A 24,138-nucleotide genomic window follows, 5' to 3' on the forward strand; every position below is an offset into this window, starting at 1 on the left:
AAAAACAAGAAAGAATGCTTATGTGGCTTGCTTTTATTGTAGCGGCAATCATGGGATTGTCTTTTATCGGCCGAATTTTTGCTGGATAGAAAAGGGGTATTGAAAAATGGGGAATGAAGAATCAGTTTTTTTCAGCCGTGTCTTGACGGAGCTTACATTATCCTTCCATATCATTTATGCCACCATTGGAGTGGGAATACCGCTGATGATCATGATTGCTCAGTGGCTGGGAATCAAGAAACAGGATGAGCATTATATCCTGCTCGCAAGAAGGTGGACCCGTGGCTTTGTAATCACCGTTGCAGTTGGAGTTGTGACAGGGACGGCAATTGGATTGCAGCTGTCATTGTTATGGCCAAATTTTATGGAACTGGCGGGTAACGTGATCGCTCTTCCTCTGTTCATGGAAACCTTCGCGTTCTTCTTTGAAGCTATTTTTCTAGGAATCTATTTATATACATGGGATCGGTTTGAAAATCAGAAGAAACATTTGCTGCTGTTGATTCCGGTGGCGGTTGGGGCTTCTTTTTCAGCTGTGTTCATCACGATGGTTAATGCATTCATGAATGCGCCACAAGGCTTTGACCTTGTGAACGGCCAGCTGGTCAATATCAATCCCGTTCTTGCCATGTTCAATCCGGCAATGCCGACGAAGGTCGCCCATGTGCTGGCGACAGCTTACATGACATCAGCATTTTTACTCGCTTCGATAGGCGCATTCCGGCTTTTAAAAGGATCCAATCATATCTACCATAAAAAAGCATTATTTTTAACAATGAAAATCGGTCTTATCTTTTCAATTGCTGCTGCGGTCATCGGCGATTTTTCGGGTAAATACCTCGCAGAATACCAGCCGGAAAAGCTGGCAGCAGCAGAGTGGCACTTCGAGACGCATGAGGGGGCGCCGTTGATGTTGTATGGTGTTCTTGATGACGGTGAAGTAAAATATGCCCTTGAGATTCCTTATGCACTGAGTATCTTGGCTCATAGCGACCCTAACGCTGAAGTTATAGGACTTAATGAATTCCCTGAAGATGAAATCCCGCCATTGTACATCCATTATCTGTTTGATGGAATGGTGACAATCGGGATGTGGATGATGGCCCTTTCGCTTGTCTATGTTGTGGGCGTGTGGATGAAATGGGGTTTTATCAGGGCAAGATGGTACCGCTGGCTGATTGTCTTCGGCGGACCGTTATCGATGCTAGCGATTGAACTTGGCTGGTGGTTCGCTGAAGTCGGAAGACAGCCATGGATCCTTCGAGGAATCATGAAAGTTGAGGATGCGGCGACCACAAGCGGACAGGTCGATTTGATGCTGCTTCTGTTTGCAGGTTTATACTTGATCCTGGCCATTGGCAGCACCGTTGTATTAACAAGGATGTTCAGGAAAAATCCAGTTGAACAGGAACTGGAAGACAGGGAACTGGAGAAGGAAGGTGGATTTCGATGACGCTTGAGATAATAGGGATTTCAGTTCTTTGGCTCTTTCTATTTGGTTATGTCATCGTCGCTTCCATCGATTTCGGTGCAGGTTTTTTCAATGCTTACAGCTTGTTCAGGGGAAAGCAGCATATCCTGACAGGAATCATCCAGCGATATTTATCGCCTGTCTGGGAAGTCACGAACGTATTTCTTGTATTCTTCTTCGTGGGAATTGTCGGCTTCTTTCCTAAAACAGCTTATTATTATGGAACCATCCTGCTGGTGCCCGCGAGCATTGGAGTTGTTTTGCTCGCCATTCGCGGGGCATATTATGCGTTCACGAATTATGGGGGATTAAAGCATAAGAGATACACGTATTTATATGGACTCACTGGCTTGTTCATCCCTGCCTCTCTATCGATTGTACTCACGATTTCAGAGGGAGGCTTTGTGGAGGAAACTGCCTCGGGGATCGAGTTGGACTACTGGGCCCTGTTCACCAGTCCATTAACATGGAGCATTGTAATCCTGAGCCTGACTGCGGTTCTTTATATATCTGCCGTTTTTTTGACCTGGTATGCGAATAAGGCACAAGATGAACCGGCAACAGAACTGCTGCGGAAATATGCCTTAATTTGGTCGGTGCCGGCAATCGTTACGGCAACAGGCATCATCGTGGAACTTAGGGGCCATAACCCTGAGCATTACAGCAGACTTGTTGATTTATGGTGGCTGTTTGCCATCTCCTTCATCTTGTTTGTGGGAACCGTGTACCTGATTGGAAAACGGAAGGCATACGGGGTGGCGTTTGGACTATTGACCGGCCAATTCTTTATTGCCTTTTTTGCCTATGGTATTTCGCATTACCCTTATCTGCTTTATCCGTTTCTCAGCATATACGACAGCTTCACAAATGAAGCGATGGCCATTGCACTTATCATCGCGTTCATTGCTGGGCTTGGGCTTCTGCTTCCGTCACTGTACCTGCTGCTGAGGTTATTTTTATTTAATAAGGACTATGTTCAGGGGAAAAGGAACGACCACGCATAGGAGGTTTGAGAATGGCTGAATTCACGATGTTTTACGCTCCTTTCATTGTCATTATCGCGTCAATTATTGCATCATTCTGGCTGGCAGGGAAGGACGAAAAAGTGGAATAAATTTAAAGAGCTGTCATCCTTTGTTGTCCGGATGACAGCTCTTATTTGCGGATTATTACGAAAGCTTGCGCCACAAAGATGAACTAGAGACGACTGAGTCATTTTCAATGATCGCATAGGCAGCATTTGTGATGGCTTCAGGCAGATTTTCCCCCGTACCTTTGAACTGGTTAAAAGCGGCCTCTGAAACTCCATTGGAGGAGAAGCTGTAGCCCAATTTCTCCAATCTCTCGACAACCAGCATCGCATGGACAAGGTTCTGCCCCGGCTGGAATTCAGAGTCATTGATGAAAACGCCTTTTTCATAATCAAACCAGCGATCCCACCTGTTCAGCTTCCAACCCAAAATCCTTCGTGCAATTGCATCCGTTTTAGTCATCCATTCTACCTCTCTCCTCATCAATTTACCGTTCCTTGTTATATAACAGAATATTTAATTAAATTATATTACATAACAGAAGGGTTGTGCAATGATTAAAGATTTAATTTCTGAAATTTTATTTTGCAAAATGGAGCATCTTAAAACTGGGGGTGACAAATATGAGGGAAAAAGAAATCAGCCAGCCTAATGTAAGGCTGGGAGGTAAAATCGCTAAAGAAAAAGGCCGTACGAACGGTGAGTTAGGTAATGACCAGGACATCAACTCCGGTAAAAGCCGTAATAAATAAGAAAGAGGGATAGCCATGACAAATCGCAACGATAACCGCGAACGGAAAAACAAATACCCTAACAATAAAGAGCGGAATATCTCCAAAGATGTAAATATACGAAGTGAAATCACCCAAAAGGATCTAAAGGAATAATGGGAAGGGGGGAATCCCCCTTCCAGGAAAACAGCTTAAAGGAAGGAGTCAGCCAACAAAGTGTATGTCTTCACCTTATCCTTAAAGCTAAACAGATTGTTAATGATGATAAATTCATCCGTTCTGTAAACCTCGCCAAGTCTCAAAAGTTCGTCTCTAACTTTTTCTGGTGTACCAATAATCATCCGTTTTCGATTTTCCTTGATCCTGGAGCGATCGCTAGAAGTAAGTGGAGCATTCCTTGCCTCTTCCAACGATGGGATTCTTGTGTCCATTCCCTTTTCAACCCGTAAAAGCCATAAATCCTGGCTTAAAGCTAATTCTTCAGCCTTTTCCTGTGTTTCCGCGCAAACTACGAATACACACACATTTGCTTGTGGCTTATCGAGTAAATGGGAAGGTTGGAATTCCCGATAATATTGTTCCAGGGCCCGTTTGCCGTTAACTGGTGTAATGAAGTGGCCGTATGTAAAAGCTGTCCCATGTTCTGCAGCGAGTCTCGCTCCCCTATGGGTTATTCCCAGCAGCCATATTTCTGGAGAACTAGATGCCTCAGGGTATGCTTTTACTTGATGGTAAGGATGGTCCGTTGGTAATTGATTTCGTAAAAATGCCTGAAAATCTCTAACCTGTCTCGGGAATTCATTTAAGCTTTTCCTCAGTCCATCAGTCAATGCAATCCTTGTTGTCGCTGACCCGCCTGGAGAGCGGCCTATTCCAGCATCAATACGGTTAGGGAACAAAGTCTCCAGAACTTTGAAGTTTTCCGCGACTTTGTAAGGGCTGTATTGCGGAAGCAGAACACCTCCTGAACCTACCCTGATTTTCTTCGTCCTGGAGGCTATATGGGATATCAATACTTCTGGGGAAGAACCAGCTATGCCATTGGTATTATGATGTTCAGCCACCCAGAACCTGGTGTACCCAAGTTCTTCAGCGATCTGTGCCAACTCCACCGTCTTCTGTAATGCCTGGCCAGCTGAATCCCCCTTGCTGATGACAGATTGGTCAAGTATACTTAATTTCATTTTAACACCCCGCTATATGGTTGCTTCTTCCATTATGGAATAAATTGTGAAAAGAGCAGGCCTTCAGTTTTAATGACCACTTATTATTAAACGCTGTTTTCGTAAAGATTGTTGTTAAAATCCTAAAGCCGATTTTAACGTAATATAAGGCCATTTTACTGGTCGGTATTAAGTTTGCATGCTCTTTTCTTCCAAAAGAGTCGATTTTGTAAAGAAAATAGGTCATTACAATCCTTTTTTGAAGTCAATAGCAACAAAGTTTGAGAAAAGAGCCTTATTAAAAGAACATTAGAGCCCTTCTAATGGACAAAAATCGTGAAAAGGCCGATTGAATTGTCCGATAGAGCCTTTTTACAGTATTCCCCGGTCGTGTACAGACAAACTAGCACCAGCAAGGATATCCACTTGGAGTATCGACACTTTTAGCAGCATTAATTCTGATCCATCATCAATATTAAAAAGCGCAAGGTCTTTAAACATGATAGATTAGGGTGACAAGAATGGTGAAAATTATTAGAATATTAATAGATTTATAATAAATTTCATCGGGGGAGTCATGAAACCGAAAAAGCTTCCAATGTCCCTGCAAACAAAGATCATCGGATCAAATATTGTTAATACAGTATTTATCATTTTCATTTTCCTTGTCATATCATTGGTGATTGAGTATAAGCAGGTTGAAAAGCAGAGGGGAAACCAGGCTCTTCAATTGGCAAGAACCGTGGCTTCGATGCCTACCGTAATTATGGCTTTTGAGCGTAACGATCCTTCTGAAACTCTTCAGCCCCTCATGAATCAAATTAGACGGGAAACCGGGGCACAATTCATCGTTATTGGCAATAAAGACGGACTGAGATATGCGCATCCAGATGAGAAGAAACTTGGACTGTCAATGGTTGGAGGAGATAACAGTCCTGCATTAAAAGGTGAATTTTACATATCAAAGGCGAAGGGTTCTCTTGGGCAGTCCATCAGAGGAAAAGGTCCGATCAGGAATCTGCAAGGTGAGATCGTCGGCATCATTTCTGTTGGCTACATGATCACTGACCTGCAGGCGGACGCTCTTCAAAGGGGGAAAGAAATAGGATTCATTTCCTTGATCGTCGTGCTGATTGGTATAATCGCAAGTTATCTTCTGGCTAAAAACATCCGGAGGACTACCTTGGGTCTGGAGCCCCATGAGGTGACTTCGCTTTATCTCGAGCGGAATGCTATCCTTTATTCGATAAAAGAAGGAATCATCTCAGTCGATAAAGATGGTTATATAACAATGATTAACCAATCTGCTAAAGAGTTATTAGATATACAAGAGGACAGTGTAAATCAAAAGATCGAAACGATCATCCCTAATACCGGTGTCTATCATGTATTGATTTCGGGAAAGCCGGATCATGATCATGAAATTACATTAAGGAATAGGGATATGATCATCAATCGGACGCCAATATTTGAAAATGGTGAAGTAATCGGTGTAGTTTCAACATTCCGGGATAAAACCGAAATCAATAAGATGCTTGCAACTTTGACTGAAGTACAAAGGTATTCTGAAGATCTGCGGGCACAAACACATGAATTTTCCAACAAGCTATATGTACTTTCAGGTTTGCTCCAATTGGGCAAGCATGACGAGGCTATTGAAATGATCCAAGCAGAATCAGAAGTTCATGAAAGTCAAAACAAGATCATTTTTGACCAAATCTTTGATACGAAAGTTCAGGCTCTGCTGCTAGGTAAACTGGGGAAAGCCTCTGAGAAAAAAATTCAATTCTTCATTGATGAGAACAGCAGTATGGGCCCTCTTCCGGCACATATACCTTATACAGATGTCATATCGATCATCGGCAACCTTATCGACAATGCCTTTGATGCAGTAGAAGGGATCAATGATGGCAGGGTGACCTTTTTCGCGATTGATCTGGGCGAGGATCTGATCATTGAGGTTTACGATAATGGTCCAGGGATTTCAGTAGACGAAACGGATAAAATTTTCCAAACAGGTTTTTCTACCAAAGGCGAAGAAAATCGTGGCTACGGCCTGGCAATTGTTAAACAGGCAATAGACAAATTGGATGGAAACATTGAGGTAGAATCCAAGCCTGGTAGGGGATCGGTATTGACCGTTTACCTGCCGAAAAAGAGATTAAGTACTGCAAATTAGAGTTGCAGGAGCTTGGAAATATAACAGGGAAAAGGGGTGGTGGAATGATCAAGGTAGCTATTGCTGAAGATGATTTCAGGGTTGCGTCAATCCATGAACAGTTTTTAGAAAAAATCGAGGGAGTCACGGTCGCAGGCAAAGCATTGAATGCCAGGGAAGCAATTGAACTGTTGGAAACTAAAGAAGTAGATGTGCTGCTGCTGGATAATTATCTTCCTGACCGAAACGGAGTATCCATACTGCCGGTTTTAAGAAAACGATTCGAGAATTTGGATATTATCTTGATTACTGCTTCTACAGAACGGAAAGTGGTGGAGCCCTCTATCCGCAACGGAGTAGTAGATTATATCATAAAGCCAGCCACTTTTGAACGATTCAGAGAAGCTCTGGAAAAAGTAGTCAGGCGCAGGCAGCTGATGGAAGCCAACGAGGAATTCAATCAGGCAATCATCGACAAGGTTATCACTGGCGGGCAAGCAGAAGCGGATCCTGAGCTTCTGCCAAAAGGAATCGACCCATTAACACTTGGAAAAGTAGAGGAAACATTGAGCATGCTTTCTAGCGGCATAAATGCAGAGATTTTAGGTGATCACCTAGGCGCGTCAAGAACCACAGCCAGGAGGTATTTGGAGTATTTAATTTCTGTCGGGAAAGCAAGAGCGGAACTGGAATACGGAATTGTTGGAAGACCCGAGCGAAAATACTATTTGGTTTAAGACATCTCCTCTTACGGGAGATGTTTTTTTATGAATTCATATTTCCTTGCTGCTTACTCGTGAACAAAATGAACAAAATAGCCAAAAAGTTTTTTATGGAAGTAAAATTGTAAACGGTTACATTTTTATTATTCTGAATTATTATAGCGGATAAGGATGGAAGAAGATTTTTTTACAGGGGGGAAACAAAATGAAAAAGTTTTTAGCGACAGCTGCGGCATTCACAATGCTGTTGGCGGCAGGATGTTCGGACCAGTCATCTGGCGAGGGCAGTGCCACAGGGGAAAATGGGGAATGGAAACCGACTCAACCGATTGAAATCACGGCTCCAGCGGGACCTGGCGGCGGTTGGGATACAACTGCACGTATGGCTTCACAGGTTTTTGAACAGGAGAAAATTATTGATAAGCGCTTGCCGGTAGTGAACAAAGCAGGTGGAGGCGGAGCGATTGGCTGGGCATATATGGCTGGTAAGAAAGAGCGTAATCACAATATGTTCGTTGCCTCGCCACCATTAATTTTAGTACCTTTAAACGGGCAATCGGAGTACGGGTATGAAGACTTCACTCCGCTTGCAAACATAATCGCAGACTACGGTGCTTTCGTTGTGAAAGCAGATGCTAAATGGAATAACCTGAACGATTTGTTCGAAGACATGAAGAAGGACCCAGCAAGCGTCAGCGTTATTGGAACATCATCACCTGGCAGCATGGACCATATGCAGTTCGTGAAAATTGCTAAGGCCGCTGGCGTTGATGTAACAAAGATCAAGTATATCTCCGATCCGGATGCTGGGGGTTTAACTGCTGTATTAAATGGAAGTGTCGATGTTTATACAACAGGAGTAGCTGAAACGATCGAACAAGTAAGAGCAGGCAAAATCAAGGTGCTTGGTATCACTTCTGAGGAAAGATTGGAAGGAGAAGTCCTATCTGACTTCCAAACAGCAAAGGAACAGGGGATTGATGAAACTTTTGTAAACTGGAGAGGCTTCTTCGGACCTCCAGGAATGGACCCTGCTGCTGTTAAGTATTATGAAGAGAAGTTCAAGGAGTTAAGCGACTCTCCAGCATGGGATGAAATCCGCAAGAAATATGGATGGGGCGAACTTTACATGGATAGCGAAGAGTACAGCGAGTTCTTGAAAAAAGAAGCAGAAGACATGAAAAAGCTTCTTGAAGAGCTAGGGTTGGCTCGTTAACTTCCAGCCAGGAACTTTATTCAGGGATCTTTTCAATGAGACTTCTGAACTAAAAAATCACAAAAAATATGTCAAAGCATCAAGAATTTCGAAAAGAGCCTATTCGAGAGATAGAGCAGTCATCCCTGTTCTATCTTTCATTCTATTAAAAGAGGTGACCACCATTGCTAAGCAGGATCAATCAAAAAATCGCCGTCATTCTGGCAATTCTATCAGGCTTCTATTTGTTATTAAGCTATAACCTGCCGAAATACCCTAATGCCATTATCGATGCGGATGTTGTGCCAAAGGGTTTAGGATTCCTATTGCTGTTTTTCGCTATCCTTCTATATTTTGATAAAAAAGAAGAGACTGAAGCAGAAAAGCTGAAGCGAACAATCACGAAGGAGAATGTTTTATTATTATTGTCCGTTCTTGTTTTCATCTTGATTTATATCTTCCTATTAGAAATCATCGGGTTTTTACTCATGACAGCTTTATTTATTTTTGGATGTTCCTTATTCCTTGGATATAAAAAGCATGTAGCGAATGCAATTGTTTCGGTTGCATTTTCTCTAGTTATATATGGACTATTCAACTATCTTTTGAAAATTAATCTGCCAGCAGGAATTATCCCGTTGTAAAAGGAGGGTAGAACATGGACGCATTTCAAGGTTTAATGTCAGGATTTCAAGTGGCTTTTAGCTTAGAAGGACTCCTGTTTGTTTTTATCGGTGTTTTTGTAGGTACTTTCATTGGAATGATGCCAGGGTTGGGGCCAATCAGTGCGATTGCCATCATGATCCCGATCACTTACTCTATGGATCCCACGGTAGCATTGGTCATGATGGCCGGGGTTTATTACGGTGCTATCTTTGGAGGCTCAAGTTCCTCGATTCTCCTAAACGCACCGGGTGTTGCCGGGACTGTTGCAACAGCGTTTGATGGATATCCAATGGCCCAGCAGGGGAAAGCAGGAAAGGCACTGGCCATTGCGGCGATTGCCTCGTTTACTGGCGGAACAGTCAGTGTCATTCTGCTCATGCTATTCACGCCAATTTTATCAGCTGTGGCGGTATCGTTCGGGCCAGCAGAATATTTTGCTCTAATGTTCCTCGGTCTGACTGCCATTTCAAGTTTGTCTGATGGGTCAACGATCAAGGCATTCATTTCAGCGACGCTTGGTTTCATAGTTGTGACGATCGGGATTGACAGCCAGACAGGGACAAGCAGGTTCACATTCGGGAATCCGAACCTCCTGGAGGGAATCGACTTCCTGGTCATCGCGCTTGGTTTGTTCGCTCTGGCTGAAGTCAGCACACTTGTGTTGAATCGAAAAGACAGTTCAATGAGTGACAATAAAGAGATTGGCAGCCTGCGCTTGTCGAAGGAAGATGTAAAGGAAATGAGCGGGCCAATGGCGAGGCAGTCTTTCCTAGGCTTCATCATCGGGGTCTTGCCAGGAGCTGGAGCAACGATTGCTTCGTTCATTGCTTATATCACCGAAAAGAAGCTTGCGAAAAAACCAGAAGAATTTGGGAAAGGATCAATTAAAGGACTTGCAGCGCCTGAAACAGCGAATAATGCGGCTACCGGCGGAGCATTCGTGCCGCTTCTCAGCCTGGGGATTCCTGGTTCGGGAACAACAGCGGTTCTACTGGGAGCATTTTTGGTACTCGGTGTACAGCCAGGACCGTTGTTGATTCAGGACCGCCCCGAAGTATTCTGGGGAATTATTGCGAGTATGTATATCGGGAACATTTTCTTGTTGATACTCAACCTCCCGTTGATACCATACATTGCGAGAGTACTAAGGATCCCGCGGCCGCTCCTGATCTCGCTTGTGATCATTTTCAGCTTGATTGGAGTATATGCCATAAGCTTCAATACCTTCGATCTGTATATGCTAGTCGCATTTGGTATTATTGGATTCCTGATGAGGATGTTCTCATTTCCAGCGGCACCATTTATACTGGCCTTTATCCTTGGCGGGATGATGGAACAAGCCTTCAGGCAAACGCTGACGATTTCAAACGGAAACCTGGGGATCTTTTTGGATAAGCCAATCGCGCTTACACTGATCATTGTAAGCTTGCTGACCATTTTAGTCCCAATGTTTACAGGGAGAAAGAAATTAGATGCGAAAAGTGATGCAGGAAAACCTTTATAATCATGAAAACTGCGAGCCATCTGGTTTGCAGTTTTTTTGCTAAAGAAAATAACCTAGTTTCTACCAAATGTTTATCTTCATTGAGTTGGGCTATAAGTAAAATAACACAGGAGAGGAAGGAGTGGCAGCATGAAGAAAAGAAATCTACTGCTTTCATTCACGTTTGGGACAGGGCTAATGCTTGCCGGCTGCGGAGCCACAGAAGAGCCGCCCCCGGAAGAAGATCCGGTGATGGAACAGGATGAACAAGCTCCTCCGGCACCAGATGGAACACATGAATTGCCTGATGAACCCGAAGAAGGCACAACCGAGAATGATGAGGAATTAACCGAAGAGGAACAGAAAATAATCGAAGACTCAGTTGAAGAATAATGTTGGCTGAAAAACCTTAGAACCGTCTTGGTACTAAGGTTTTTTCATTAGAAACTCATACTTTGCCCTCGTGCCAGACAAGCACTGGGAAATATGGAACACAAGGAAAGGCAAAGAAAAGATCACTTACAAATGGCATTCGGTTTTGGTCACTGGATTTGACGACAGAAATGTTTATGTAAACGACCCGCTAGAGGGCAAAAACGAAAAACTCTCAAAAGAAGAGTTCGTTGCAGGCTGGGAACAATTCGGAGAACAGGCAATCACTTACAAACCATAAAATGAAAAATGCTGCTTCTTCCATCCTCGGAGAAACAGCATTTTTTTACATCATGACCTCTTGGTATTATTTCCCATTACTGTCTGATTTATCATCATCCAATTTGAAATCCTCATCTTCCACATCAGTTTCAGTATCCTCGACAGGCGGTTCATTTTCCTGGTCCGTCTCCGCAGAACATCCACCAATTAAAATCGCAAGCGTCAAGGGGATTCCATAAAATAGTTTCTTTTTCATGATAAGTCTCCTTTCATCCAAACAACCTTAATTGGATAGGATTATTATTATCTAAAACATACCCGGTCATCATCCGTATAAACGTATGAACCGTAGAAGGAAAAAGAGAGAAAGGTAAAGTCCAAAAGGTATTTTGATTACAAATCAGGAGTTGGAGCGAACTTCTGGGTAAAATGAAGAAAACTTTAAGCAGAAAAAATTCTTGAAGTATCCAGAGAAATTTTTTAATAAACTATCTGCACGAAATTGGCAGAAAGCTTTTTGATCTAATCAAAAGGCTGTTTTCGTAAAGATTGTTGTTAAAATCCTAAAGCCGATTTTAACGTAAAAGAAGGCCATTTTGTTGGTCGGTATTAAGTTTACATGCTCTTTTCTCACAAAAGAGTCAACTTTGCGAAGAAAAATATATCATTCAATCCTATTTTGTAGTCAATAGCAACAAAGTTTGAGAAAAGAGCCAATCAAAAACAGGAAAGAAATCAGCGACTTCTTTCCTGTTTTATTAATCTTAGTTAGTCATGGAACCTGGCTGTTGAGAATTTGACTGGGTGTAGCTTGTCAGCATTTGGTTCATATCCTGCTGCAACAATTGTGGAACCTGATAATAGCCATGTTTGTTTTGATAAAGGAAAATTTCATAGCTCAGTTCAATGAAATTCGGGACGCTGTCCGCAATCACACGTCGAAGCACGGGATTTGTCATTTCCAGTGCCGCCATTGCAAGCATGGATGACATCGATTTTGCCTGGCCCAGCATAAATCCTGAAATGCTCTGATCAGTAATCTCATTAAGTGACTGCATAGGTTTCTTCGGCTCCCCTGGCTTGAGACCATATACAACATCATTATTCTGGGTCATTTCGTATTGCTGAGTCGGTACGGTTGGATCTTGTCCGGTTTTAAAACTCTCGACTATTGTGTTATATGTTTGAGTGACAAAGGCAGACTGCTTGTGCAGAATTGCTTTTAGCTCGGAATCCTTAATGTGCTGATCATAAATTAGGTACTGATCAAGCATACAAATGATTCCACTGATCACTTCGTGAGCATCAAAGAGCTCATGTCCCCCGTGATTGTTTGATAAACCTTGATTCATTGGCATGTTTGCTGCCATTTGATTGCCGTTTTGGTTCATGTTTTGCATAATGTTTCCCTCCTGGATTTTTGTTGACCAGTTTATGTTTTCCGATTTAAGGAGATTAATGTGCAAAAATAGTTCTTATTTAATGGCATGACTTACAAAGTATTGAAGTCTGTAAACAAGAATCCAAATGGAAAAATGGCTTTAAGCATATTGCGTCGCTGGGAAAGTTCCAAAGTAATTGGATGAAAAGAGCATGTCATTTTGCTTACTGGGAGAAAGTAAATAAGAAAACAAGAGATTTTGAAAATGTAATTTAATGCTTGATAAACAATCAGGAATTTTCTTTGTTGTAAAATTTTTAAATAATAGTTAATAAAGACTATTCGAGTCGTCTTTAAGTGAAGTTTAAACTTTTGACTATCATAAGAAAATCAATTATGATAATTGAATCTGATTAAACCAACTGAAATAGGAGGAATTAAAATGAAAAAACTTTCATTTTTACTGATTCTAATTCTTACTGCCGTTCTTTTAATATCTGGGTGCGGTGGGCAGGAAAAGGATGATAAGGTGCTACAAGGTAACGACGCAACTGAGGAAGAAAACTCAGTTCTTGCCAAGGTAGAAAAAGAAGGGAAACTTCTTGTGGGGACAGAGGGGACATATCCTCCATTTACTTTCCATGACAAGGATGGGAATTTAACCGGTTTTGATGTTGATATAGCAAAAGAAGTTGCCAAGAGACTAGGGGTTCAAGCAGAGTTCAAAGAAACTCAATGGGATGCAATGTTTGCTGGCCTTGATGCTAAGCGTTTTGATATGGTCGCAAACCAAGTGGGCATAAAGCCGGAAAGAGAAGAGAAGTATTTATTCTCTAGCCCTTATATCACATCTACGGCAGTATTGATTGCTCATGAAGATAATAATGAATTGAAGGGTTTCGAAGATTTGAAAGGTAAAAAGGCGGCACAGTCAATGACTAGCAACTATGCTGACATTGCAAGGGAAAATGGTGCAGAAATTGTTGGTGTTGATGGATTTAACCAGTCCATCGAACTGATTTTATCTAAACGCGTTGATGCAACTATCAATGAAAACCTTTCCTTCCTTGATTTTAAAAAGGCAAAACCAGACGCAAAAGTTAAAATCATTGCAGAGAGCGAAGATGCTTCCAAAAGCGGTTTAATGTTCAGAAAAGACAGCGATACTCTTGTCGAGGCGGTAAATGGTGCACTTGCAGATATGATCGCTGACGGTACCTATGACAAAATCTCATTAAAATGGTTTGATGAAAATGTACTTGAATAACATACTGGCTGACCCTGAAAGGTTGGCAAGACTGATTGAAATTGCCCAAAACTCAGTTGTCCCCCTATTACAGGGGGCTATTTTTTATACAATCCCCTTAACACTGATATCCTTTATTTGCGGAATAGGATTAGCCGTCCTGACTGCACTTGCCAGGATTTCAGACGTGAAGATTTTCCGGATGATTGCCAGGGTTTATGTTTCCGCGATAAGAGGGACACCTTTGCTGGTTCAATTATTCATCTTGTTCTATGGTTTGCCTACGATCGGGCTTACTCTGGATCCGTGGCCGTCTGCGATAATCGGTTTCAGCCTGAATGTTGGTGCTTATGCTTCCGAAATTATAAGGGCAGCCATTCTTTCTATACCAAAAGGCCAATGGGAGGCGGGATATTCCATAGGAATGAGCAGCAGACAGGTGTTAAGGAGAGTCATTATCCCTCAGGCGGCAAGGGTATCCATTCCGCCCCTATCCAATACTTTTATAAGTTTAGTAAAAGATACTTCACTTGCATCCATGATTCTATTAACCGAAATGTTCCGGCGAGCACAGGAAATTGCGACTACAAATTATGAATTTCTTCTTCTCTATACTGAAGCAGCACTCATTTACTGGGTTATCTGTTTTATTCTTTCAATTGCTCAGGGAAGAATTGAAAATCGGCTGGACCGATATGTTTCTCGGTAAATTGCCAGTGAAAGGAGGATATTTATGATCTCTATTAAAGGTTTAAAGAAATCTTTTGACCAGCTGGAAGTATTAAAAGGACTTGATCTTGAAATTGACAGGGGTAAAGTTGTCGTTATTATCGGCCCATCAGGTTCCGGCAAAACAACTTTTCTGCGCTGCCTGAATGTCCTTGAAACACCAACAGAAGGAAAGATTTCGATTGGCGGACAGAAAATCGACTTTTCAGCAAAGGTTTCACCAAAATCCATTTCATCGTTCCGCCGTCTTACCGGGATGGTATTTCAAGGATATAATCTCTTTCCTCATATGACGGCACTGGAGAATGTTTTGGAAGGACCGGTAACCGTTAAAAAAGAAACGAAAGATAAGGCGCGCCAGAAAGCAGCATTCTTTCTGGAAAAAGTGGGGCTTTCTGACAAAATGGATTTTTATCCATTTCAACTGTCAGGCGGCCAGCAGCAACGTGTAGGGATTGCAAGGGCGCTAGCGATGGAACCAGAAGTGATGTTGTTTGACGAGCCGACATCTGCCCTGGATCCCGAACTTGTTGGGGAAGTATTAAAAGTTATGAAGGACCTGGCAAACGAGGGCATGACAATGGTCGTAGTAACTCATGAGATGCGATTTGCCCAGGAAGCAGCTGATGAAGTAATTTTTATGGACGGCGGTGTTATCGTTGAACGGGGAGCACCTGACAGTATTTTCACCAATCCAACAGCTGACCGTACAAAACAATTTCTGCGGATGATTCAATAAGACAGTTCTTTTGTCAACCTAAACTATAAGACAGTTATCGAACAGAGAGATACCCAAGAAGTTTGGTCCTTGTCCTGGCAGCATGCGGACAAACAAAATCAGAAGAAATGACATTGTATTGCTGAAGTGTCCCGATATAAAAAATGCTGCCGTTAATTTCACCGGCAGCATTTTTATTGGCTGGTAAGTGGCATGACAAATGGTATAGGGATAAAAATCTTAAAGAAGTTAGATTTACTAGTTCATAGGGTATTTCTATTAGAATAAACCAGCGTCTTTGGCGGCTTCAATGCTGTCTTTAGCAAACTCAAATGGATCACCAATGTTTTCCCAATGCATATACATTAACCGTGGGTCTTCAAAAAGCCAGTGGTTATGGACGGCAGTTACTATGATGCCTCTTTTCCGCAATTCAGTCAGGAAAGGGTTAATTTCCTTTTGAAGAATTACTGTTTCACCAAGATTGAGTGTCTTCCCATTTCTCTTATTTTCAAAGGACAGTGCAAATGGCAGCGCAAGCGGGGAACGTGTACGGCGTCCTAAAATAGTGGCTTTTATATTTCTGAGACGAGAAACAACACAGACTGGAGTATCGGTCAATACATCTCCTCCGATAATGTCGGCAAGCTTCTCGCACATCGAAGTGCTTATTCCTCCGACCTCTCTTCGGCGAGAGTGTTGGTCTTCTCTCCTTGCACCATGATGATTGTCACTCGATTCAAATTCCCTTTCAAACCGGTTATGATTATCATGTCCATGACGGCGTTTTGAAAATCGGAATGACATCTGGTTGCCAAAGTCATCAAATTCTCTTCTTTCCATCCAAATCACCTCCTTTCATACCTATTAATAATCAGTTTATTCATGTAAGAAGGACATGTCTGGATATGTATCTTGGGATAAATACCTTTTTTAAAAAGGCTCTTTTCTCAAACTTTGCTGCTATTGACTAAAAAATAGGATTGAATGACATTTTTTCTTTGCAAACTTGATTCTTTATAATGAGAAAAGAGCCTGCAAACTTAATACCGACCAGCAAAATGACTTTATATACGTTAAAATCGGCTTTAGGATTTTAACAACAATCTTTAGCCTTTTAAATTGAAGGGGAGTTATTGTTCGTCTTCATTAAGCTAGGAACCTCTTTTATCTTTAACTCAATGGATATTCAATCCTCACCAAAGAGAGAATAGAAAAAATACTAATCCCTAAAGTCATCATCTAATATTTCCGTCATCCTGCAAATTTTCAATGCATAAGAAATGATAAGAAGTAATCCGCGTTGCCTGGAACGGAAAGCATAACCTTAGAAAAGAAACACAAACTAGAGAATGGCGGATGACACCAATATAGAGTAACTGGCACTTGGTAAAAACATGACATTAAGGATGATGGGTGGTGAAGAAAATGGCTAAAAATAAGCCAAAGCACAATAAAGCTATGCCAAAAGCAGATATTGAATTTGCGGAGGAAAGAGGAAATGGTTTTGAAAAGGTAGCATTAAAAGCTCAAAGGAAACAAAATAAATAATTTGCTTCCGGGCAGCCGCTTGTAGATTCCTTTTGAAATTTTTGAATATTTAAAGTAGGAAAAGAAAAGAACTGCAGAAAAAATCTACAGTTCTTTTTGGTATTTTTTCACCGGTAATTGAGCTTTAGGCAAAATATAACCGATGACTGCACCTAGGAACGCTGGAATAATCCAGCCAAGACCAATAGCGTATAGAGGTAGATAATCCTTGTATATAGACGTTATGGAGTTGAATAAAGAAATATCTATATTCGGCAGATTAACGACCAAAGCGCTATAGCCATCAAAAATACTCACAAAGAATGTCATCGCTATTGAAGCCGCATATACGCTTTGCTTATTTCCGAAAAGCGGTGATATCAGAGTTAATAAGATGAGGATGATTGCTAATGGGTACAGGAACATTAAAACAGGTACAGCAAATTGGATGATATTGTTCAAACCAAAGTTTGCGATTGTGAAAGAAACGATGCAAAGAAGAAGCACAAACCTTTGATAAGAAACCTTTGGCAATAAATCATGAAAAAACTCGCTGCATGCCGTGATTAACCCAATGCTTGTTTTTAAACATGCAAGAACAATAATGATAGCCAGCAGGATTGCACCGTAGGGCCCAAAATAGTGTTTGGCGACTGCAGAAAAAATCTGTCCGCCATTCTCGAATGTTCCAATAGCCAATACGCTGGAAGCGCCCATATATGTTATAAGTCCGTATATCAGCATCATCAATGTCATTGCGAAGATACCTGATTTCAATGTAGCCCTGGCAATATCCTTTGTTCTGGTTATTCCTTGGCCTTTAATGGCATTGATGACAACAATTCCAAATGCCAGGGAGGCAAGGGCATCCATTGTATTATATCCCTCTTTGAATCCTGTCATAAAAGCTAAATCTGCATAAGCACCGCTCGGTTCCCCGAAGCTGCCCATAGGCTTCATGATGGAGATGCCAATTAATAAAAATAAAAATACAAGAAAAGCGGGTGTTAGGTATTTCCCAATGTAGTCCATCACCTTCGCAGGATGCAGTGAGAAGAAGTAAACGATGGCAAAGAAAACGAAACTGAAAATCCCCAGCCACAAACCAGCTTGTCCTGGAGCAATATAGGGTTCAAAGCCAACAACGAATGGAACAGTGGCGGTTCGTGGAATCGCGAAAAAGGGCCCAATCGTCAAGTAAAGAACTGTCGCAAAGCCGATACCAAAAATAGGGTGCACTCTGCTGGCTAGATTACGCAGACCAGTGCTTCCCGAAAGGCCAATCGCCAATATGCCTAAAAAAGGAAGGCCGATGGCTGTTACAAGGAATCCAATTAATGCTGGCCAGAAGTTTGTGCCTGCCAGCTGCCCTAGTTGAATAGGAAATATCAAATTCCCCGCTCCAAAGTACATTCCAAATAGCATGGTCCCAATCAGGGCATAGGTTGAAAACGAAATTTTTTGCTGCATATACACTTGTCTCCTCTTCTTGATGTTGTGAATTCTGGTTCAAGCACTTCTTTAGGTGGATCAGGAGAAATTTCTATAAATCCTCATAAACAGGAAAGAACATTCCAATCGCTGGAAAGGCAGTTAATACTTGTTCAATGAATCACAAGGAAATGTAGTCTTTCTTCTCATGCAACCCAAAAGAAGAATAATACACACTACTATATCTACTAACTCTTCACAAGTCAATTAAGTTTTTAGTATTTTTTGAATAGAAGGAAAGCAGTTCGCGGTTTAATTCAATCGAATGCTGCTTTCAGGGGCGTAATCTGGATTAGTTTAGTGGGTATTAAAAAACACCCATTCTCATCCGATAGTATAGAAGGAATAATTTTAGTACAGGAGAGAATCTAATGACGATCGAACAAGCAGAAGCCATTTTGAAGAATCTAGATATAGGACAGTATTTGACCCGTGAAGAAATGGAAGCAATTGATTTCTTAATCAGTGTGGCAGGAACAAAAGAACAGAAGTAGTCTTGCTTCTGTTCATTTGTTTGAGCTAGTTATATTAATGGGCCAGTCAAGGATAGCTGACTTCGAACATTATAAAGAACCCTTGCGATTGTACAAGGGTTCTCATTATGAAGTAAATGGGAATTAATTATTTTCCGCAGCTTTTCTTTTCTCGAATTCAGCCTTTATATCTTTTAATAAATCCTGGTCTGTGATTAATTGAAAAGCTGTCAAAGCTAATGCTTTTGCCCCTTTAAGCAAGGCTTCATCCCCCTGATGAGAAGCGGCTGCTTCCCGGAATGGAACAGTATGGGCAACAAGATTGTCCGGTCCAATTTTGATATAAGGATGGATGGTTGGCACGACCTGGCTGATATTGCCTGCATCGGTTGAGCCAATTCCGTCCCTTTCATCAGTTGCTACTGTCTCCCCAAGGTCTTCGATGACATTTTTAAAAACTTCATTATATCGATCATTCAACAGAAGATTATCAACCTCATTTTGGAAAGCGATAATATTCAGCTTTGCTCCTGTTGCCAGGGCTGCCCCTTCAGCGACTGCTTTGACGCGGCTGGTTACTTCATTTAAACCGCTCCGTGTTGCAGCCCGGATAAAGAACCTTGCTTTTGCATATTCAGGAATGATGTTCGGTGCATCACCTCCATGGGTGATGATTCCGTGGATTCGTACGTCATCAGTCAACTGCTGTCTCAATGCATTACTACCGTTGAAAAGCTGGATCACCGCATCCAGTGCATTGATACCTTCATGAGGCGATGCGGCTGCATGGGCTGGCTTGCCGATGAATTCAAAGTCGAGTGGATCAACAGCAAGGGAAGACGTTGTCAACCTTGTTTGTCCGGAAGGGTGCAGCATCAATGCCGCATCGATTCCCTCAACAAGGCCATGCTTTACAAAGCTTCCTTTAGCGCTTCCGTTAGGGCCGCCCTCCTCGGCAGGCGTTCCAAATACGACCGCTTCACCGCCAGTTTCATCCAGCACTTTGCTTAGCGCGATCGCAGCGGCAACACTTGTCGTGCCAATGATGTTATGACCGCAAGCATGGCCTAACCCCGGAAGGGCATCATATTCTGCCAGAAAGGCGATTGATGGTCCACCTTTTTCAGCCTTTTTCCGTGCAACAAAGGAGGTTTGGTGTCCCGCCACAGCTTTTTCTACTTCAAAACCTTCATCCTCTAAAATCTTGATAAGCCGGGCAGAGGCGAAAAATTCTTCATTGCCGATTTCCGGTCTTTCATGGATATCATGGCTGGTCGATAAGTAAAGTTCCTTATTAAGCTCAACGTTACCTGTAATGATTTCCTTTAACTCCTTAAGTACTTTAACTGGTGTTGTCATCCTGAATCCTCCTTGAGTTGTATTTTGAAAAATGGATGATATTGATCCAACTTGTGCAATCTCTTTGGACTGAAAAAATCACATTGTTCTCGCAGCACGCTCGATGATGTGTCCCAATAAAGGTGATATTCACCATATGGTCGCAGAAAGATTGGGATTATGACCGTAAAAGGGAAGTTTCCAAAATTACGGTCACAGAATGGCCGATGTCTTTTTACCAGCCAATATTGCTAAGCGGCACAAAGGTAGGAATTGTATTTCCTTTGTACTCTTTCTCGATAAACTCCTTTGTGTCATCCTCCTGGTAAAGTTCAGCTAATCTTTTCAAACTTTTATTGTCTTTGTCTTCTTCACGGACTGCGATGATGTTGATATATGGAGTGGCAGTTGCACTCTCAAGGAAGATCGCATCCTTCTTCGGTGTAAGTCCTGCGTCGACTGCGATTCCATTATTGACTATGGATGCTGCCACATCAGGCAATACCCTCGGAGTCTGGCCGGCGACAAGCGTCACAAATTCAAGGTTCTTGGGATTTTCCACAATTTTATCAAGGGAGCCAATACCATCAAAGCCGTCCTCAAGCTTGATCAAACCAGCTTCCTGGAGTAACAGAAGTCCTCTTCCCATATTCGTAGCTTCATTTGCAAGGGCAATCTTTCCGCCTTCCGGAATATCTTTCACGTCTTTGTATTTATCTGAGTAAATACCCATTGGTGCGATCACAGTAGTAGCGATTGGTACAAGATTTAAATTATGTTCCTTGATAAACGCATCAAAATAGGAAACAGTCTGGAATGAGTTGGCATCCAATTCACCTTCGGCTAGGGCAAGGTTTGGCTGGACATAGTCTGAGAAAGTGACGATTTCGACATCAATTCCTTCTTTTTCCGCTTTTTTAGCGACAAAATCCCAGACCCTGTGATCCGTGCCGCTGACGCCAAGTTTCACTTTGACGGTTTCTTCGCTTTTCGCGGATGATGAAGAACTGGAGCATGCCGTGCCGAATACTGCGAGACTAAGTACAATCAATGCTAATAAAAGTTTTTTCATTTTGATTTCCTCCTGGTTATCTTCTTCTGATTTTTTTAGCTGATATATTTCCAAGGGATTGAAGTCCCTGAACCATTACAATCAAGATGCCAACGGTGATGAACATCGTCTGGGTATCAAAACGCTGGTAGCCATATGTAATCGCCAGGTCGCCCAGTCCGCCGCCGCCGATTGCCCCTGCCATTGCTGATGCACCGATCAATCCAACAGTCGCAATCGTAAAAGCGAGGATCAGCGAGCTCATCGCTTCGGGTAGAATGAATTTGAAGACAATCTGCCAGGGAGTGGCTCCCATTGATTCGGCTGCCTCAATCACGCCCGGATCCACTTCCAGCAGGGAATTCTCTACCAATCTGGCAATATACGGACCTGCATAGAAGACGAGCGGCACGACAGCCGCGGCTGTACCAATTGACGTGCCAACAATCAGCCGGGTCAGCGGTATGATTGCGACCAGCAGGATGATGAATGGCACAGAGCGGAAGACGTTGATAACGCTGTTGAGTACATTGAAGACAGGTGCGTTTTCAAGCAAATGGCCTTTCCTGGTGACCACAAGCGCGATTCCCAGCGGCACTCCGAGGACTGCCGAAAACAGAAGCGAGAACGCCACCATTTGCAGTGTTTCAATTAAAGCCTGAATAATTTGCTCTGAGTTAACTAGCATGTGCTGTCACTTCCTTTATGCTTACTTTTTGTTGATCGATAAAATTAAGAGCTCTCAAAATTTCTTTATCACTGCCCTGGAACTCGACAATCAGGTTTCCGAAAGGTATACCTTGAAGCTCTGTGATATTGCCGAAAAGAACATTGACATTGATATCGAATTTCTTTGATAGCTGGGAAAGAAGCGGCTGACCGGCTGAATCTCCGACAAAATTGATTCGGAATACCTTATTCAGTCCTGAGTGTCCTTCAATAATCCTGTGCACGGAATCAGGAATACTGTCATTCATGATGGTGCTGACGAAATTTCTTGCAGTTTCTGTTTTAGGTGATGAAAAAACACTGAAGACAGTGTCTTCTTCGATGATTCTTCCATCCTCGATGACAGCAACTCTGTCACAAATTTCACGGATGACGGACATTTCATGGGTAATGATTAAAATCGTTATGTTGTACTCCTTGTTGATTTTTTTCAAAAGCTGCAGGATCGAACTGGTTGTCTGCGGGTCAAGCGCAGATGTCGCTTCATCGCAAAGCAGGATTTTCGGCTGAGTTGCCAGAGCCCGGGCAATTCCGATTCGCTGCTTCTGGCCTCCCGATAGCTGGTCTGGATAATTGTCAGCTTTATCAGCCAGGCCGACAAAGTCGAGGAGCTGATAGACCCGCTCTTTAATTTTGGCTTTTGGAAGTTTTGCGAGAATGAGCGGCATCGCGACATTATCAAAAACAGTTTTCGAGTTTAACAGATTGAAATGCTGGAATACCATGCCGATATTCTTTTTTATCTCCCTGACTTCTTTTACTGAAAGGGAAGTCATGTCGCAGCCATCCACAATCACCCTGCCTGATGTGGGCCGTTCCAGTAAATTTACACAGCGGATCAGCGAGCTTTTTCCTGCACCGCTAAAACCAATGACTCCGAATATCTCTCCTTCTTTGATTTCCAGATCAATTCCATTCAGTGCCGCTACCTTGTTCCCGCGGCTTTCATACACTTTTTCCACTTGCTCAAATGTGATCATCAGTCTTCCTCCTTTGTGGATTATAAAAAAAGCCCTCTTCCTGGAAACAGGAAGAGGGCATGCCGCAACGATTGCTGGACAATATCTCTTCTTATCTCCCAAGCTCATGCTTGCTGGATTTGGCACAGTCCTCAATGTGAGTCCGCTGCCGAGGCTTCATAGGGCCAGTCCCTCCGCCTCTCTTGATAAGAAAGTATCGATATGGATTTGTAGGTGGGGATCTTTTGAAAAAGCTGTTTTCGTAAAGATTGTTGTTAAAATCCTAAAGCCGATTTTAACGTAATTAAGAATGTCATTTTGCTGTTCGGTATAAAGTTTGCCTGCTCTTTTCTCACAAAGAGTCAACTTTGGGAAGAAAAATAGGCAATTCAATCCTTTTTTGTAGTCAATAGCAACAAAGTTTGAGAAAAGAGCCTTTGAAAAACAAAAAGTCCCCTTCAGAAAGAAGAGGACATCAAGTGAAAAGTCGGCCTCTTCTTATCTGTCAAGCTCATGCTTGCTGGATTTGGCACAGTCCTCCAAAGGAGTCCGCTGCCGAGGTGTCATAGGGCCAGTCCCTCAACCTCTCTTGATAAGAAGTAACAATATTCGGTTTTAAATCTTGTTTACTACTCTAATGCTGCAAAGAGTGTGTGTCAATCATTTTCTTAGGAATTTTTTTTAAAATCCAAAAATGGGAAAATAGAAGCATTTAGAAATTAAGGGGAAGTTCATTGGGGAAAGAGTGCCAAAGCTATCTGAAATCCAGACAGGAATTCGGGCTAGGATTCTATTAAAGTCCGGTTCGTTTTAGACTGGAATTTTACGTCGTAGCAAGAGGCCGAAAAATGGCATATTATAAGTTGCTTTACTTTTATTATGGAGAAAGCTGTAGTAACAGGTGTCAGTCCAATCATTATCCTTGAAGTTGAAATTGTTCAGCGAAGGAAAATTATGTTCTTCGCAGGGAAAATTGATCAAGCCGAATACAGTGTTGCATTTTTGCCGTATTGTCACAACGAATGATTAGCCCGTATATGGGAAAAAGCAAGATTTATACGGAAGTGCTGAAAGGGAAGAATCATTTTGTTAATGCTATTAAGCAAACAAAATATAACGGAACGCTGTCAAAAAATAGTTGGCAGCCTACAGTTATATATTAATATTCACCCTTTTAAGTAACTAAAATAGTACTAAAGAAAGAATTTATAAATTTCAA

Annotated in this window: 26 protein-coding genes and 2 riboswitches; of the genes, 16 read left to right on the forward strand and 10 right to left on the reverse strand. The window is 42.2% G+C overall.

The features are described 5' to 3' along the window. The first annotated feature begins 106 nt into the window (after positions 1-106). From J7E37_RS18620 to cydS, 3 genes are read left to right on the forward strand one after another with little or no spacing between them, the layout of a single operon-like run. Positions 107-1,453 (forward strand): cytochrome ubiquinol oxidase subunit I, encoded by a 1,347-nt coding sequence (locus J7E37_RS18620; RefSeq protein ID WP_215026208.1) that lies wholly within the window; start codon positions 107-109, stop codon positions 1,451-1,453. Further along, positions 1,450-2,475: a cytochrome d ubiquinol oxidase subunit II gene (locus J7E37_RS18625; protein ID WP_215026211.1), complete on the forward strand. Its 1,026-nt coding sequence runs from the start codon at positions 1,450-1,452 to the stop codon at positions 2,473-2,475. The genes J7E37_RS18620 and J7E37_RS18625 overlap by 4 nt, the downstream gene beginning before the upstream one ends. Positions 2,476-2,486: 11 nt before the next feature. Further along, positions 2,487-2,585: a cytochrome bd oxidase small subunit CydS family protein gene (cydS, locus tag J7E37_RS22660; RefSeq protein ID WP_413632775.1), complete on the forward strand. Its 99-nt coding sequence runs from the start codon at positions 2,487-2,489 to the stop codon at positions 2,583-2,585. Positions 2,586-2,640: 55 nt separating this feature from the next. Here the strand turns inward: cydS and J7E37_RS18630 are convergent, their stop codons facing one another. Further along, positions 2,641-2,964 (reverse strand): BC1872 family protein, encoded by a 324-nt coding sequence (locus J7E37_RS18630; protein WP_215026215.1) that lies wholly within the window; start codon positions 2,962-2,964, stop codon positions 2,641-2,643. A gap of 161 nt (positions 2,965-3,125) precedes the next feature. Between J7E37_RS18630 and J7E37_RS22335 the strand changes: the two genes are divergently transcribed. Next, on the forward strand, positions 3,126-3,254 hold the full coding sequence (locus tag J7E37_RS22335) for a hypothetical protein (protein WP_285290371.1): 129 nt from the start codon (positions 3,126-3,128) through the stop codon (positions 3,252-3,254). A gap of 170 nt (positions 3,255-3,424) precedes the next feature. On the opposite strand, the gene J7E37_RS18635 is transcribed toward J7E37_RS22335, so the two are convergent. After that, the gene (locus tag J7E37_RS18635; RefSeq protein WP_215026217.1) at positions 3,425-4,417 is read right to left on the reverse strand and encodes an LLM class flavin-dependent oxidoreductase; all 993 of its coding nucleotides are present in this window, start codon (positions 4,415-4,417) and stop codon (positions 3,425-3,427) included. 556 nt (positions 4,418-4,973) lie between these two features. Between J7E37_RS18635 and J7E37_RS18640 the strand changes: the two genes are divergently transcribed. The 7 genes from J7E37_RS18640 to J7E37_RS22340 all read left to right on the forward strand — a co-directional run bounded on the left by J7E37_RS18640 (position 4,974) and on the right by J7E37_RS22340 (position 11,293). Then, on the forward strand, positions 4,974-6,575 hold the full coding sequence (locus J7E37_RS18640) for an ATP-binding protein (RefSeq protein WP_215026219.1): 1,602 nt from the start codon (positions 4,974-4,976) through the stop codon (positions 6,573-6,575). 44 nt (positions 6,576-6,619) lie between these two features. Next, positions 6,620-7,291 carry a response regulator gene (locus J7E37_RS18645; RefSeq protein WP_215026222.1) on the forward strand — a complete coding sequence of 224 codons (672 nt, stop codon included), beginning with the start codon at positions 6,620-6,622 and terminating at the stop codon, positions 7,289-7,291. Between the two features lie 190 nt (positions 7,292-7,481). After that, complete coding sequence (locus J7E37_RS18650) at positions 7,482-8,492, forward strand: tripartite tricarboxylate transporter substrate binding protein (RefSeq protein WP_215026224.1); 1,011 nt, start codon at positions 7,482-7,484, stop codon at positions 8,490-8,492. 164 nt (positions 8,493-8,656) lie between these two features. Further along, positions 8,657-9,115: a tripartite tricarboxylate transporter TctB family protein gene (locus J7E37_RS18655; protein WP_215026225.1), complete on the forward strand. Its 459-nt coding sequence runs from the start codon at positions 8,657-8,659 to the stop codon at positions 9,113-9,115. A gap of 14 nt (positions 9,116-9,129) precedes the next feature. Continuing rightward, the gene (locus tag J7E37_RS18660; protein ID WP_215026228.1) at positions 9,130-10,641 is read left to right on the forward strand and encodes a tripartite tricarboxylate transporter permease; all 1,512 of its coding nucleotides are present in this window, start codon (positions 9,130-9,132) and stop codon (positions 10,639-10,641) included. Between the two features lie 129 nt (positions 10,642-10,770). After that, complete coding sequence (locus tag J7E37_RS18665; protein ID WP_215026231.1) at positions 10,771-11,013, forward strand: hypothetical protein; 243 nt, start codon at positions 10,771-10,773, stop codon at positions 11,011-11,013. Between the two features lie 145 nt (positions 11,014-11,158). Next, positions 11,159-11,293, forward strand: a complete 135-nt coding sequence (locus tag J7E37_RS22340; RefSeq protein WP_285290373.1) for a hypothetical protein — start codon at positions 11,159-11,161, stop codon at positions 11,291-11,293. A gap of 66 nt (positions 11,294-11,359) precedes the next feature. Here J7E37_RS22340 and J7E37_RS18670 read toward each other — a convergent pair whose 3' ends face one another. Together J7E37_RS18670 and J7E37_RS18675 are read right to left on the reverse strand one after the other, a co-directional pair. Continuing rightward, positions 11,360-11,530 carry a hypothetical protein gene (locus J7E37_RS18670; protein ID WP_214781966.1) on the reverse strand — a complete coding sequence of 57 codons (171 nt, stop codon included), beginning with the start codon at positions 11,528-11,530 and terminating at the stop codon, positions 11,360-11,362. Between the two features lie 508 nt (positions 11,531-12,038). Then, complete coding sequence (locus J7E37_RS18675; protein WP_215026234.1) at positions 12,039-12,674, reverse strand: spore coat protein; 636 nt, start codon at positions 12,672-12,674, stop codon at positions 12,039-12,041. A gap of 423 nt (positions 12,675-13,097) precedes the next feature. Between J7E37_RS18675 and J7E37_RS18680 the strand changes: the two genes are divergently transcribed. The 3 genes from J7E37_RS18680 to J7E37_RS18690 are packed head-to-tail and all read left to right on the forward strand — an operon-like array spanning position 13,098 to position 15,369. Next, the gene (locus tag J7E37_RS18680) at positions 13,098-13,922 is read left to right on the forward strand and encodes an amino acid ABC transporter substrate-binding protein (RefSeq protein ID WP_214781963.1); all 825 of its coding nucleotides are present in this window, start codon (positions 13,098-13,100) and stop codon (positions 13,920-13,922) included. Further along, positions 13,909-14,610, forward strand: a complete 702-nt coding sequence (locus J7E37_RS18685; RefSeq protein ID WP_215026237.1) for an amino acid ABC transporter permease — start codon at positions 13,909-13,911, stop codon at positions 14,608-14,610. Before J7E37_RS18680 ends, J7E37_RS18685 begins: the two co-directional genes overlap by 14 nt. A 24-nt stretch (positions 14,611-14,634) precedes the next feature. After that, positions 14,635-15,369, forward strand: coding sequence for an amino acid ABC transporter ATP-binding protein (locus tag J7E37_RS18690; protein WP_215026240.1), 735 nt, complete (start codon positions 14,635-14,637; stop codon positions 15,367-15,369). A 258-nt stretch (positions 15,370-15,627) separates the two neighbouring features. Here the strand turns inward: J7E37_RS18690 and J7E37_RS18695 are convergent, their stop codons facing one another. Further along, complete coding sequence (locus J7E37_RS18695; RefSeq protein ID WP_483297225.1) at positions 15,628-16,191, reverse strand: DUF1259 domain-containing protein; 564 nt, start codon at positions 16,189-16,191, stop codon at positions 15,628-15,630. 585 nt (positions 16,192-16,776) lie between these two features. Here J7E37_RS18695 and J7E37_RS22345 point away from each other — a divergent pair. Next, positions 16,777-16,899, forward strand: a complete 123-nt coding sequence (locus J7E37_RS22345) for a hypothetical protein (RefSeq protein WP_285290375.1) — start codon at positions 16,777-16,779, stop codon at positions 16,897-16,899. A gap of 84 nt (positions 16,900-16,983) precedes the next feature. Here the strand turns inward: J7E37_RS22345 and brnQ are convergent, their stop codons facing one another. Beyond that, the gene (gene brnQ / locus J7E37_RS18700; protein ID WP_215026243.1) at positions 16,984-18,348 is read right to left on the reverse strand and encodes a branched-chain amino acid transport system II carrier protein; all 1,365 of its coding nucleotides are present in this window, start codon (positions 18,346-18,348) and stop codon (positions 16,984-16,986) included. Positions 18,349-18,740: 392 nt separating this feature from the next. Here brnQ and J7E37_RS22350 point away from each other — a divergent pair, with 392 nt between their 5' ends. Next, positions 18,741-18,863 (forward strand): hypothetical protein, encoded by a 123-nt coding sequence (locus J7E37_RS22350; protein WP_285290376.1) that lies wholly within the window; start codon positions 18,741-18,743, stop codon positions 18,861-18,863. Between the two features lie 123 nt (positions 18,864-18,986). Here J7E37_RS22350 and J7E37_RS18705 read toward each other — a convergent pair whose 3' ends face one another. The 4 genes from J7E37_RS18705 to J7E37_RS18720 all read right to left on the reverse strand — a co-directional run bounded on the left by J7E37_RS18705 (position 18,987) and on the right by J7E37_RS18720 (position 22,940). Continuing rightward, positions 18,987-20,201 carry a M20 family metallopeptidase gene (locus J7E37_RS18705; protein WP_215026246.1) on the reverse strand — a complete coding sequence of 405 codons (1,215 nt, stop codon included), beginning with the start codon at positions 20,199-20,201 and terminating at the stop codon, positions 18,987-18,989. 214 nt (positions 20,202-20,415) lie between these two features. After that, on the reverse strand, positions 20,416-21,252 hold the full coding sequence (locus J7E37_RS18710; RefSeq protein ID WP_215026249.1) for a MetQ/NlpA family ABC transporter substrate-binding protein: 837 nt from the start codon (positions 21,250-21,252) through the stop codon (positions 20,416-20,418). Between the two features lie 16 nt (positions 21,253-21,268). After that, entirely contained in the window at positions 21,269-21,919 is a 651-nt protein-coding gene (locus tag J7E37_RS18715; RefSeq protein WP_144478840.1) for a methionine ABC transporter permease, read from the reverse strand. After that, a complete protein-coding gene (locus J7E37_RS18720; RefSeq protein WP_215026252.1) occupies positions 21,909-22,940 on the reverse strand; it encodes a methionine ABC transporter ATP-binding protein in 1,032 nt (343 codons plus the stop codon). The genes J7E37_RS18715 and J7E37_RS18720 overlap by 11 nt, the downstream gene beginning before the upstream one ends. Before the next feature lie 88 nt (positions 22,941-23,028). Then, a riboswitch (SAM riboswitch) is annotated at positions 23,029-23,132 on the reverse strand. A gap of 282 nt (positions 23,133-23,414) precedes the next feature. Next, positions 23,415-23,518: riboswitch (SAM riboswitch) on the reverse strand. Positions 23,519-24,138 lie beyond the last annotated feature (620 nt).

The organism is Bacillus sp. ISL-39 (assembly GCF_018613295.1).
Lineage (GTDB): Bacteria > Bacillota > Bacilli > Bacillales > Cytobacillaceae > Mesobacillus.